The 11,514-nt window shown below is 68.3% G+C and carries 12 protein-coding genes; 10 read left to right on the top strand and 2 right to left on the bottom strand.

Going from position 1 to position 11,514, the window contains the following annotated elements:
• The coding region (locus AC07YS_RS26255; protein ID WP_495269517.1) for an AEC family transporter at positions 1–647 on the bottom strand (647 nt) is incomplete at its 3' end.
• A 116-nt stretch (positions 648–763) separates the two neighbouring features.
• Between AC07YS_RS26255 and AC07YS_RS26250 the strand changes: the two genes are divergently transcribed.
• Positions 764–1,738, top strand: coding sequence for a tripartite tricarboxylate transporter substrate binding protein BugE (locus AC07YS_RS26250; protein WP_495269516.1), 975 nt, complete (start codon positions 764–766; stop codon positions 1,736–1,738).
• Between the two features lie 67 nt (positions 1,739–1,805).
• Positions 1,806–2,720: a site-specific tyrosine recombinase XerD gene (gene xerD, locus AC07YS_RS26245; RefSeq protein WP_495269515.1), complete on the top strand. Its 915-nt coding sequence runs from the start codon at positions 1,806–1,808 to the stop codon at positions 2,718–2,720.
• A 14-nt stretch (positions 2,721–2,734) separates the two neighbouring features.
• On the opposite strand, the gene AC07YS_RS26240 is transcribed toward xerD, so the two are convergent.
• Entirely contained in the window at positions 2,735–3,619 is an 885-nt protein-coding gene (locus AC07YS_RS26240; RefSeq protein WP_062482221.1) for a LysR substrate-binding domain-containing protein, read from the bottom strand.
• Between the two features lie 250 nt (positions 3,620–3,869).
• Between AC07YS_RS26240 and phnD the strand changes: the two genes are divergently transcribed.
• The 8 genes from phnD (at position 3,870) to AC07YS_RS26200 (ending at position 11,504) form a co-directional block, all read left to right on the top strand.
• On the top strand, positions 3,870–4,733 hold the full coding sequence (phnD, locus tag AC07YS_RS26235; RefSeq protein WP_062482233.1) for a phosphonate ABC transporter substrate-binding protein: 864 nt from the start codon (positions 3,870–3,872) through the stop codon (positions 4,731–4,733).
• Positions 4,730–5,587 carry a phosphonate ABC transporter ATP-binding protein gene (gene phnC, locus AC07YS_RS26230; RefSeq protein ID WP_139705637.1) on the top strand — a complete coding sequence of 286 codons (858 nt, stop codon included), beginning with the start codon at positions 4,730–4,732 and terminating at the stop codon, positions 5,585–5,587. The genes phnD and phnC overlap by 4 nt, the downstream gene beginning before the upstream one ends.
• A complete protein-coding gene (phnE, locus tag AC07YS_RS26225; RefSeq protein WP_495269514.1) occupies positions 5,584–6,402 on the top strand; it encodes a phosphonate ABC transporter, permease protein PhnE in 819 nt (272 codons plus the stop codon). Before phnC ends, phnE begins: the two co-directional genes overlap by 4 nt.
• Positions 6,403–6,464: 62 nt before the next feature.
• Entirely contained in the window at positions 6,465–7,568 is a 1,104-nt protein-coding gene (gene psrA, locus AC07YS_RS26220) for an iron-containing alcohol dehydrogenase PsrA (RefSeq protein ID WP_495269513.1), read from the top strand.
• Positions 7,569–7,640: 72 nt separating this feature from the next.
• Positions 7,641–8,609, top strand: a complete 969-nt coding sequence (locus AC07YS_RS26215; protein ID WP_495269512.1) for a Bug family tripartite tricarboxylate transporter substrate binding protein — start codon at positions 7,641–7,643, stop codon at positions 8,607–8,609.
• A 47-nt stretch (positions 8,610–8,656) separates the two neighbouring features.
• Positions 8,657–9,649, top strand: coding sequence for a Bug family tripartite tricarboxylate transporter substrate binding protein (locus AC07YS_RS26210; protein ID WP_495269519.1), 993 nt, complete (start codon positions 8,657–8,659; stop codon positions 9,647–9,649).
• A gap of 45 nt (positions 9,650–9,694) precedes the next feature.
• The gene (locus tag AC07YS_RS26205; protein ID WP_495269511.1) at positions 9,695–10,276 is read left to right on the top strand and encodes a TetR/AcrR family transcriptional regulator; all 582 of its coding nucleotides are present in this window, start codon (positions 9,695–9,697) and stop codon (positions 10,274–10,276) included.
• A gap of 94 nt (positions 10,277–10,370) precedes the next feature.
• Positions 10,371–11,504, top strand: a complete 1,134-nt coding sequence (locus AC07YS_RS26200; protein ID WP_495269510.1) for a thiolase family protein — start codon at positions 10,371–10,373, stop codon at positions 11,502–11,504.
• Positions 11,505–11,514: the final 10 nt, after the last annotated feature.

The raw sequence follows: 11,514 nt of genomic DNA, 5'->3' as shown, positions 1-11,514 counted from the left end.
GTCGCGAACTGCATCCCCGCCCCCGCCGCAAGCAACCCCAACGCCAGCGACGCAGCCCCGATCCGCGTGAGCGTCGGCGTCAACCAGCCAGGCACCGTGAGCCCCAGCACATTGGCCAGCAGCCCCGCCAGCGTCGCCACGATCAGCGGATTGCGCACCAGCTGCCGCACGAAGCCCGTCTGCGCGTGCCGTGTCATCGGCCACACGGCCGCGATGTTGAACATCGGCACGCACACGCCGATCAGCACCGCGATCAGCAGCAGGCCCTCGGGCCCGGCCAGCCGCTCGGCCAGCGCCAGGCAGATGAACGAGTTGAAGCGGAACGCGATCTGCGCGCTGGCGGCGTGGTCGTGCCGGTCGATGTGCGCGCGCAGGCCCGGCACGAAGGGCAGGGCGTAGGCCATCGCGATGCCGGCCAGCCCGACGCCGACGCCCGCGGTCAGCAGGCTCGAGGTCGCACCGAAGTCGAGCGGGCTGCGCACGATCGAATGGAACAGCAGGACGGGAAATAGAAAGTAATACACCAGGCTCTCGACCTGGTCCCACACGCGGCGGTCGAGCGCGGTGTAGCGGCACAGGAGCCAGCCGATGGCGATGAGGGAGAAATCGGGGAAGAGCAGCTGCGCGTAGTTCACCGCTTCGAGCATAAACCGGCACAACCGTGGGTATTCCACAGCATGACGGAAAGCCCCGACCCGCTAGCATCCGGGCTTCGCTTTTTTCCGGCCGCCCCGGCCGGTTCCGTCAAGTCAAGGAGTTATCGATGCAACGTCGTCAATGGAGCGCGCTTGCGGGCGCTGCCGCGCTGGTCGCAGTGGCAGGCCAGAGTTTTGCGCAAGGCTATCCCAACAAGCCGGTCGAACTGAGCGTGCCGTTCGCACCCGGCGGCACGACGGACATCGTGGCGCGCGTGATCGCCGACCCGCTGGGCAAGGTGCTGGGCCAGCCGGTGGTGGTGATCAACCGCGCCGGTGGCGGCGGCATCGTGGGTGCGGCTGAAACCGCGCGGGCGCCCGCCGACGGCTACAAGCTGGGCGTGGCCACGGTGTCGAGCACGGCGGCCAACCCGGCCATCAACCCGAAGACGCCGTACGACCCGATCACCGACTTCACGCCGATCATCAACATCGCGGCCACGCCGAACGTCATCGCCGTCAACCCGAGCTTCCCCGCCAAGAACTACGCCGAGTTCGTGGCCGAGCTGAAGAAGAACCCGGGCAAGTATTCGTACGCCTCGTCGGGCACGGGCGGCATCGGCCACCTGCTGATGGAGCTGTACAAGAGCCTGACCACCACCTTCGTCACGCACATCCCGTACCGCGGCGCGGGCCCGGCGTTGAACGACGTGGTGGCCGGCCAGGTGCCGATCATCTTCGACAACCTGCCCTCGGCGATGCCCTTCATCCAGAGCGGCCGCCTGGTGCCGATCGTGGTGTCGGCGCCGACGCGCGTGGCCGGCCTGCCGAACGTGCCGACCTTCAAGGAAGTCGGCCTGGAGCCGGTCAACCGCATGGCCTACTACGGCATCCTCGGCCCCAAGGGCCTGCCGAAGGAAGTGGTCGACAAGATCAACGCCGGCGTGAAGAAGGCGGTGGAAGATCCGGCCGTGAAGAAGCGCATCGAAGACACCGGCTCGCTGATCGTGGCCAACACGCCCGACCAGTTCGCCGCGCAGATCAAGGCCGAGTTCGACGTGTACAAGCAGGTCGTGAAGAAGCAGAACCTCAAGCTCGACTGAGCCTCTTCGCTTCCCCCGAAAGCCGCCCGCGTTCCGGGCGGCTTTTTCTTTTGTTATCTTGCACCGCATGACCGAGGCCGCCGCCGTTCCCCCCACCGCCGACATCGACACCTTCATCGACGCCCTCTGGCTCGAGGACGGGCTGTCGAAGAACACGCTGGCCGCCTACCGCCGCGACCTCGCGCTGTTCGCGCAGTGGTTGCGTGAGCAGCGCGGCGGCATGGGGCTGGACACCGCACGCGAGACCGACCTGCAGGCCTACATGGGCGTGCGCCTGTCCACCAAGGGCAAGGCGACTTCTGCGAACCGCCGGCTCACGGTGTTCAAGCGCTACTACCGCTGGGCGCTGCGCGAGCGCCGCATCACGGCCGACCCGAGCATCCGCCTCATGCCCGCGCGCCAGATGCCGCGCGCCATCAAGACGCTGTCCGAGAAGCAGGTCGACGACCTGCTGGCCGCGCCCGATGTCGAGAGCCCGCTCGGCCTGCGCGACCGCGCCATGCTGGAGCTGATGTACGCGAGCGGCCTGCGCGTGAGCGAGCTGGTCGCCCTGAAGGCCATCGACATGAGCCTGAACGACGGCGTGCTGCGCGTGCTCGGCAAGGGCAACAAGGAGCGCCTCGTGCCCTTCGGCGGCGAGGCGCGGCGCTGGATCGAGCGCTACCTCGACGAGTCTCGCCCCGTGATCCTCGACGGCCAGCAGACGCCCGACCTGTTCGTGACCGCGCGCGGCGCGGGCATGACGCGCGTGATGTTCTGGGTCATCGTGAAGAAGCAGGCGGCCGCGGCAGGCATCCATGTGCCGCTGTCGCCGCACACGCTGCGCCATGCGTTCGCCACGCATCTGCTGAACCATGGCGTCGACCTGCGCGCGGTGCAGCTGCTGCTGGGCCATGCCGACATTTCGACCACCACCATCTACACGCACGTGGCGCGCGAGCGCCTGAAGCAGCTGCACGCGCAGCACCATCCGCGCGGCTGAGGCTGCGTTCGTTCTCAGCTCTTGCGCTTGCGCGCCTCGATGGCCGGCACCAGCGTGTCGTAGAAGGCGCTGACCATGCGCATCTCGCGTCGCTCGGCCAGGCACAGCACGTGGGCGTAGGTAAAAATTTCGGTGTCGCTGAAGCCGACCATGTGCAGGTTGGGCCCCGGCACGAACTCCACGCCCGACACGGCCGCGATGCCCAGGCCTTGCGCCACGGCTTCGCGGATCACTTCGCGGCTGCTGATCTCCATCACCACGTCGACTTCGACCTTGGCTTTCGCGAGCGCCAGTTCGAGTGCCTTGCGCGTGGTCGATCCTTGCTCGCGCAGGATGAGCCGCTCGCCCTGCAGCTCGGCGAGCCGGATGTTGCGCCGCTTCGCGAAGCGGTGCGTGGAGGGCACGAACATCACGACGGGGTGCTGGCTGAAGGGCACCGACAGAAAGCGATCGTCGCGCACCAGCTGTGCGAGCACGCCGACGTCGGCGCTGTAGTCGAGCAGGCGGTCGAGCACGTCCTGTGAATTGCCGGTGCTCACCGTGACCTTCACGTCGGGGTAGCGCAGGCTGAAGTCGACCAGCATCTTGGTCACGTGGTACGGGCCCACGGCCGCCACGCGCAGGTGGCCGGTGCGCAGCTTGCCGGCGTCGCCGAGCAGCGCCACCGCATCGCCTTCGAGGCTGAAGATCTGCTGCGCGAGCTGCATCAGCTGCTCGCCGATCTCGGTGAGCTGCACGCGCCGGCCGCGCCGGTGAAAGAGCTCGACCTGGTAGGCCTCTTCGAGAAAACGCACCTGCGTGGTGATGGTGGGCTGGCTCACATGCAGGTGCTCGGCAGCCCGCGTGAAGCTGCCTTCGCGGGCCACGGCATAGAAGGAACGCAGCTGGGTGAGGCGCATCGCGGGAGCCTTTCTGATCTATAGGTTCAGTATATAGATCATCGAAAAAATTTGAATTTGATCGATATGAGTACCAGTGATGTACTCGCGCTCAAGACGGACCAGGCCTCGACAGAAACACGCCGGACGTCCCGAATCCTCGCGTTGTCATGACCATGACACGCACGACTGGAAGACTCGAGACGGGTACTTTTGCCCTTCGAAACGACCTGAGGATTCCATGCAACGCAGACCACTGGAGACAACCATGATGAAGCGTAGAAAGCTGCTGCTCGGCACTGCCGCCGTGACAGCGTCCGCCTTCGTGCCGATGGCACGGGCACAGCAGGTTCTCACTGTCGGGCTGATTCCTTCCGAGGACTCGCGCGCCATGATTGCCAACAGCCAGGCCATGATGGACATGCTGTCCAAGGCCCTCGGTTTCGCGGTCAAGCCCTTCGTGGCGGCCGACTACAACGGCGTGATCGAAGCGCTGCGTTCCAAGCGGCTCGACGTGGCCTACCTCGGCCCCTTCTCGTATGTGCTGGGCACCACGGTGGCCGACATCGAGGCCTTCGCGGTGGCCGAGACCAAGAAGGCCGGGCGCACCTCGTACCACAGCCAGATCGTGACCCACAAGGACACCGGCATCAAGACGGTGGCCGACCTCAAGGGCAAGACCTTCGCCTTCGTCGACCCGAGCTCCACCTCGGGCCATCTGTTTCCCAAGGCCGGTCTGCTGAAGGCGGGCTTCAATCCCGACAAGGATTTCGGCCGCGTGATCTTCTCGGGCTCGCACGACTCGAGCGCGATCGCGGTGCAGAACAAGAAGGTCGATGCCGCGGCCATCGCCGACCGCATCCTCGACGCCGCCGTGTCCAAGGGCCTGGTCAAGCGCGAAGACCTGGTCGAGGTCTGGAAATCCGACCCGATCCCCGAGTCGCCCACCGTGTGGCGCAAGGACCTGCCCGCCGACCTCAAGACGCGCGTGCAGGCCGCCTTCCTGCAGGTGAAGGACATCCCCTGGTCCGACCAGGGCCTGCTCAACGGTTTCCACCCGACCAACGACGCGGCCTACAACATCATCCGCGACACGGCCAAGGTGTTGAACCTCGACCTGAGGAAGATGAAATGATCGAGATCCGCGGGCTGTGCAAGCGCTACGGCGACTTCACTGCGCTCCACCGTGTGGACCTCACGGTGGCCAAGGGCGAGTTCGTCGTCATCCTCGGCGCGTCGGGCGCGGGCAAGTCGACGCTGCTGCGTTGCATCAACCACCTGGCCGAGCCGAGCGAAGGCGAGATCCACGTGGACGGCGAGCGCTCGCGCGGTGACCGCGCCGGCCTGCGCAAGGTGCGCCGTGACGTCGCGATGATCTTCCAGCACTACAACGTGGTGCCGCGCCTGTCGGTGCTCAAGAACGTGCTGACGGGGCGGCTGGGTTCGATGCCCGCGCTCTTGTCGTGGTTCCAGGTGTTCCCCGCGAAGGACATCGCCATCGCCCGCGAATGCCTGCGCCGCGTCGAGCTCGACCCCAAGGCCGACCTGCGCACCGACACGCTCTCGGGCGGGCAGAAGCAGCGCGTGGGCATTGCGCGCGCGCTGGCGCAAAAGCCCAAGGTGATCCTGGCCGACGAGCCCGTGGCCAGCCTCGACCCGAAGACCTCGCGCAAGGTGCTCAACTACCTGAAGCAGGCCAGCCGGCAGGACGGCATCACGGTGATCTGCAACCTGCACCAGGTCGACTATGCCCGCGAGTTCGCGCAGCGCGTGATCGGCGTGGCGGCCGGGCGCATCGTGTTCGAAGGCCGGCCCGACGAGCTGACCGACGAGGTGCTGCACCTCATCTATCCGGGCGGCGTGGAAGAGGGCACCGAGGCCGCCGTTGCAGGCGCAGAGCCTGACACCGCAACGCCGAGCGTGCCCGCCGCGGCCCTTCATGCGGCGCCGGTGCGCACCGCCCCGCAACTCGCCATGGAGCAATCATGATCGCCCTCGGACGCTACAACCTGCTGATCGCCAAGAGCGGCGGCAACCCCGGCTGGTGGAAGTACGCCGTGGCCGTGCTCGCCGGATTCGGCGTGCTCTGGTGGGCCGCCATCGGCAGCCAGGTGAGCTTCAGCGAACTCGGCAAGGGCATGCCCTGGATCGCCGACTTTCTCGGGCGCATGCTGCCACCCAACTGGGAGTTCATGGGCAAGCTCGTGAAGCCGGCCATCGAGACCGTGCAGATCGCGCTGTGGGGCACGCTGCTGGCGGTGATCCTCGCGGTGCCGCTGTGCTTCTTCGCGGCGCGCAACATCTCGCCGAACGTCGCCGTGTTCCACGCGATGCGGCAGGTGCTGAACATCACGCGCGGCATCAACGAGATCATCCTGGCGCTGATCTTCGTGGCGGCCGTGGGCCTCGGTCCGTTCCCCGGCGTGCTGGCGCTGGCGCTGCATGGTGCGGGCATGCTCGGCAAGTTCTTCGCCGAGTCGATCGAGGAGATCGACCAGGGCCCGATCGAGGCGCTGCGCGCCACCGGCGCGGGGCCGATCCAGACCATCATCTTCGGCGTCATTCCGCAGGTGGTCACCGCGTGGATCGGCGTGATCGTCTACCGCTTCGAGACGAATCTGCGCCAGGCCACCGTGCTGGGCATGGTGGGCGCGGGTGGCATCGGCTTCGAGCTCGTGGGCAGCATGAAGCTGTTCCAGTACCAGGACACGGCCACCTGCATCCTGGTGATCGTCGTGATGGTCATGACGGCCGACTACCTCTCGACCCGGCTGCGCGGCTGGATCCAGCAGGGCGCGCGCTGATGACTCGATCGCTCCTCGCGTCTGTCCCCGCGGCTTTGGCCGCCTCCTGAAGAAACCCCTCCATGAGCGCCAACTACCACAACCCCGTGCACAGCGTGTACGGGGCAGGGGCCCTGCTGTCCCTGCCGAAGCTGCTCGAAGGCCGGCGCGCCGCGCTGGTGACCTTTCCCGAGGCGCGCGCGCTGGGTCTGCTCGACCGGCTGGAGGCAGTGCTCGGCGACGCGCTGGCCTGTACGCTCGACCAGACGCGGCCCAACCCCGACGTGGCGGAACTGGCCGAGACCTACGAATGGTTCTGGCGCACGCACGCCGACGTGGAAGTGATCGTCGCGGTCGGCGGCGGCAGCGCCATCGACACCGCGAAGGCGCTGATGGTGGCCGACGACCACGGGCGCTTCGCGGACCTGGTGGCGGGGCTCGCGGGCGAGCGGCCCTTCGTGGCCACGCGCCACAAGACGCTCATCGCCGTGCCCACCACGGCCGGCACCGGCAGCGAGGTCACGCCGTGGGCCACCATCTGGGACCGCGAGCGTCAGAAGAAGTACTCGCTGCATTTGCCGCAGACCTGGCCGAGCCATGCGGTGATCGACCCCGAGCTGATGCTGTCGCTGCCCGCGGCGGTCACGCTGCAAAGCGGGCTCGATGCGCTGTCGCACGCGCTCGAAGCCATCTGGAACGTCAACGCCAATCCGCTGTCCGACACCTTCGCCGTGGCGGCCGTGCAGGACACGCTGGAGGTGCTGCCGCAGCTCATGGCGCGGCTCGACGATGTGGAACTGCGCGGGCGCATGGCGCTCGCAGCGCTGAAGGCGGGCATGGCCTTCTCCAACACCAAGACCGCGCTCGCGCATTCCATCTCCTACGAGATGACGCTGCGCTACGGCCTGCCGCACGGCATCGCCTGTTCGTTCCCGCTGCCGATGGTGCTGGCGCGCGCCATCGGCCGCCGACCCGACCGCGACGCGGTGCTCGCGCAGGCGCTGCGCATGCCGCTGGTTGACGCACCGGCGCAGCTCGCGGCCTTCATCGAATCGCTGGGCGTGAAGACGCGCTTCGCCGACTACGGCGTGGGCGAGGACGAGGCGCGCGAGATGCTGCGCCATGCGCAGGGCGGGGCGCGCGGGCGCAACTTCATCGGCAACGACGTGGAGGCGCAGGAAGCCTGAGCAGGTGCGAGCCGGAGGTCCGGCGATGTTTCAAAATGGATGCTCTTATTCAAGAGACATCGAGAGACATCCATGAACCTTCGCAGACTCTGCACCGGGCTCGCACTGGCCACGACCGCCGGCCTCGCCATGGCCCAGGGCTTTCCCACCGCCAAGCCCATCCGCCTGATCGTCGGCTACCCGCCCGGCGGCGGCATCGACTTCGCGGCGCGCACGGTGCAGGTGCCGCTGCAAGAGGCGCTCAAGCAGCAACTGGTGGTCGACTACAAGCCGGGCGCCAGCGGCATGATCGCGGCGACCGAACTCACGCGCCAGCCGGCCGACGGCTACACGCTGCTGCTGCCCAACACCGGACCCTTCGCCATCGCGCCGTACTTGCAGAGCAAGCCGCCGTACGACCCGATCAAGCAGTTCACCTACATCGGCCAGATCAGCCAGGGCAGCTACATCGCGGTGACGCGCCCGGACCATCCGGCGAAGAACCTCAAGGAGTTCGTGGCGTGGGCCAAGGGCCAGCCCGGCAAGGTCAACTTCGCCTCGGGTGGCAACGGCACCTCGACGCACCTGAACGGCGAGCTCATGAACCAGGTGACGGGCCTGGACATGACGCACGTGCCGTACAAGGGCAGCGCGCCGGCCGTGCAAGACCTGCTCGGAGGGCAGACGCAGATCCTCATCGACGCGGGCAGCGTGCTGCTGCCGCAGGTGAAGGGCGGCAAGCTCAAGGCGCTGGCCGTGACCGGCCCCGTGCGCGACCCGCAACTGCCCGACGTGCCGACGGTGAAGGAGCTGGGCCTCGCAGGCATGGAAGCAGTCGGCTTCCAGGGGCTGGTCGGCCCCGCCAACATGCCCAAGGACGTGGTCGATCGCCTGTCGGGTGAACTCGCCAAGGCCCTGGCGACGCCCGAGATCAAGGCCAAGTTCGCGACGGCCGGCGCCGAGGTGCATCCACTCGGCCCGGCGGCCTTTGCGGCTTTCGTCAAGGCGGACAATGAGAAGTGGTCCAAGCTGATTCGCGAGCGCAAGCTGCAGCTGGACTGACCGATCTTTCTTCTTCTCCTCCTCGACGCATGCCTTTCATCGACACCATGAACTTCCTCGCCGCCTCCAAGCCTTCGCGCCGCACCACGACCCGGCTGCTCGCCGCCGCGGCGCTGTGCGCGGCCAGTGGCGCGCATGCGCAGGCCGTGCCGCGCACCGTGCGGCTCATCGTGGCCTACCCGGCGGGCGGTGTGAGCGACGTGGTCGCGCGCGCGCTCGGCGACCGGCTCGCCGCGCAGCTGGGAACCACGGTGATCGTCGACAACCGCGCGGGCGCGAGCGGCGCCATCGGCATGGACGCCGTGGCCAAGGCCGCGCCCGACGGCGCGACGTTGGGCTTCTCGGCCATCAGCCCGCTGGTGCTGAGTCCGCACCTGGGCAAGCTGCCGTTCGACCCGCTGAAGGACATCGTGCCGGTGGCCAGCGTGATGTATTCGCCCGTGCTGCTGGTGGCCACCCCGGCCAGCAAGGCGAAGGACTTCCGCGCGCTGATCGCCGAGGCCAAGGCGCAGCCCGGCGCGGTGCGCTGGGCCACATCGGGGCCGGCCTCGCTCGGGCACATCGTGCTCGAGCAGGTGCGCGCGGCGGCCGGCGTGGACATCACGCACGTGCCGTACAAGGGCGGCGGCCAGCAGCTCAACGATGCGCTGAGCGGGCAGTTCGAAATCCTGTCGACCAATGCCAGCCCGACGCTCTCGGCGCACATCCAGTCGGGCAAGCTGCGCCCGCTGGCGGCCGGCGCACCCGCGCGGCTCGAGAGTCTGCCGCAGGTGCCCACGCTGGCCGAGCTGGGCTACAGCGCGGCCAACATCCATTCGCTGTTCGGCGTGTTCGCGCCCGCGGGCACGCCGGCGGCGCTGGTTGCGAAGTACAACGCCGAGATCAACAAGGCGCTCGCCAGCCCCGAGCTGCGCGCCAAGCTCACGGCCACCGACAACGTGCCCGCCCCGGGCACGCCGGCCGCCTTCGCCAAGGAAATCGCCAGCGAGTTCGAGAGCAACGGCCGCATCGTGAAGGCCGCGGGCATCAAGGCCGATTGACCCCGGCGCTTGCAGGGGTGGGCTTCCCTACCTTATAGTAGGTAGATGCACGACGCTACCACCCTGGCCCCCGGCGGCACCCGCGATCAGATCCTCGCGGTGGCGCGCGGGCTCATCGAAACCCGTTCGTACCTGGGCTTCAGCTTCCAGGACGTGGCCAACGCGGTGGGCGTGCGCAAGGCCAGCCTCTACCACCACTTTCCCACCAAGGAAGCGCTGGGCATCGCGGTGATCCAGGGCGCCACGCAGGGCTTCAAGGACTGGGTGGCGGCGCGCGCGCGCGAGCCCAAGGACGCACTCGAATCCTATTTCCGCATGTACCGCAACACGCTGAAGGCCGGCTCGGGCCTGTGCCCGGCGGGCGCGCTGGCGCCGGGCTGGGACTGCATCAACGAAGACCTGCGCCAAGCCGTGCAGGCGCTGCGCAACACGCAGGTGATGTGGCTCACCGGCGTGCTCGGCGCGCTGGTGCCGGCGCAGGCGCAGAAAGACAACCCCGTGGCCTCGCTCGCGGCCTTCGTGTTCTCGTCGTGCCAGGGCGCGCTGCTCGCGTCGCGCATGACGGGCCGCGTCGAAGACTTCGACGACGCCATCGCCCAATTGCGGCGCGTACTGCCACTCGACTGACCGATCCGTTTCACCACGGGCACGCCGGGCGTGCCTTTTTTTGAACCCCGAAGCCTACCGATTGGAAGGTAGTTTTTCCCAAAGGAGTGTTCCCATGAAAGCCGTGATTTCCGCCTACGCCCGTTCCCCGTTCCACTTCGCGAAGAAGGGCGCGCTGGCCGAAGTGCGCCCCGACACGCTCGCCGCCGGCGTGGTGCAGGGCCTGCTGCAGCGCACCGACCTCGACCCCGCGCTGCTCGAAGACATCATCCTGGGCTGCGCCTACCCCGAGGCGTCGCAGGGCAACAACCTGGCGCGCATCGTCGGGCTGCTGGCCGGGCTGCCGCACGAGGTGGGCGGCATGACGGTGAACCGCTTCTGCGGCTCGTCGATGCAGGCCGTGCACATCGCGGCCGCGCAGATCGAGGCGGGCATGGGCGACGCTTTCCTGTGCGTGGGCGTGGAGTCGATGACGATGGTGCCGCAGGGCGGCTTCAACTTCTCGCCCAGTCCCGAGCTGCTGGCCAGCACCGATGCCTACATCTCGATGGGCGAGACGGCCGAGAACGTCGCGCAGCGCTGGAACGTGAGCCGCGCCGACCAGGAGGCGCTGGCCGTCGCGTCGCACCGCAAGGCGGCCGAGGCGCGTGCGCAGGGCCGCCTCGCCGGCGAGATCGTGCCGGTGCGCCTGGCCTCCGGCGAGGTGATCGATGCCGACGGCTGCATCCGCCCCTCGACCTCGGCCGAGGCGCTGGCCAACCTCAAGCCCGCGTTCCGTCCCGACGGCGTGGTCACGGCCGGCACCTCGTCGCCGCTGACCGATGGCGCGGCGGCCGTGCTGGTCACCAGCGACGCCTTCGCCGCCAAGCACGGCCTGAAGCCGCTGGCGCGCATCCGTTCGTTCGCGACCGTGGGCGTCGACCCGGCCGTCATGGGCATCGGCCCGATCCCCGCCACGCGCAAGGCGCTCGCACGCGCGGGCCTGAACGTGGCCGACCTCGACGTGGTCGAGATCAACGAGGCCTTCTCGTCGCAGGCGCTGGCCTGCATCCGCGACCTCGGGCTCGACCCGGCAAAGGTGAACCTCGACGGCGGCGGCCTGGCCATCGGCCATCCGCTGGGCGCCACCGGCGCGCGCATCACGGGCAAGGCGGCGGCGCTGCTGGCGCGCGAGAACGGCCGCTATGCGCTGGCGACGCAATGCATCGGCGGCGGGCAGGGCATCGCCACCATCCTCGAGCGCGTCTGATCGCCCGAGA

The organism is Variovorax sp. GW458-11-26-14-LB1 (genome assembly GCF_059423965.1).
The sequence above is the reverse complement of the archived record's forward strand: the minus strand, read 5'-3'. Positions and strand labels throughout refer to the sequence as shown.

Coding starts and splice junctions, on each gene's coding strand:
- AC07YS_RS26210 (WP_495269519.1), top strand. CDS start 8,657: ATGAACTTCCTCGCCGCCTCCAAGCCTTCGCGCCGCACCACGACCCGG.
- AC07YS_RS26240 (WP_062482221.1), bottom strand. CDS start 3,619: ATGCGCCTCACCCAGCTGCGTTCCTTCTATGCCGTGGCCCGCGAAGGC.
- psrA (WP_495269513.1), top strand. CDS start 6,465: ATGAGCGCCAACTACCACAACCCCGTGCACAGCGTGTACGGGGCAGGG.
- AC07YS_RS26250 (WP_495269516.1), top strand. CDS start 764: ATGCAACGTCGTCAATGGAGCGCGCTTGCGGGCGCTGCCGCGCTGGTC.
- AC07YS_RS26215 (WP_495269512.1), top strand. CDS start 7,641: ATGAACCTTCGCAGACTCTGCACCGGGCTCGCACTGGCCACGACCGCC.
- AC07YS_RS26200 (WP_495269510.1), top strand. CDS start 10,371: ATGAAAGCCGTGATTTCCGCCTACGCCCGTTCCCCGTTCCACTTCGCG.
- AC07YS_RS26205 (WP_495269511.1), top strand. CDS start 9,695: ATGCACGACGCTACCACCCTGGCCCCCGGCGGCACCCGCGATCAGATC.
- xerD (WP_495269515.1), top strand. CDS start 1,806: ATGACCGAGGCCGCCGCCGTTCCCCCCACCGCCGACATCGACACCTTC.
- phnC (WP_139705637.1), top strand. CDS start 4,730: ATGATCGAGATCCGCGGGCTGTGCAAGCGCTACGGCGACTTCACTGCG.
- phnE (WP_495269514.1), top strand. CDS start 5,584: ATGATCGCCCTCGGACGCTACAACCTGCTGATCGCCAAGAGCGGCGGC.
- phnD (WP_062482233.1), top strand. CDS start 3,870: ATGAAGCGTAGAAAGCTGCTGCTCGGCACTGCCGCCGTGACAGCGTCC.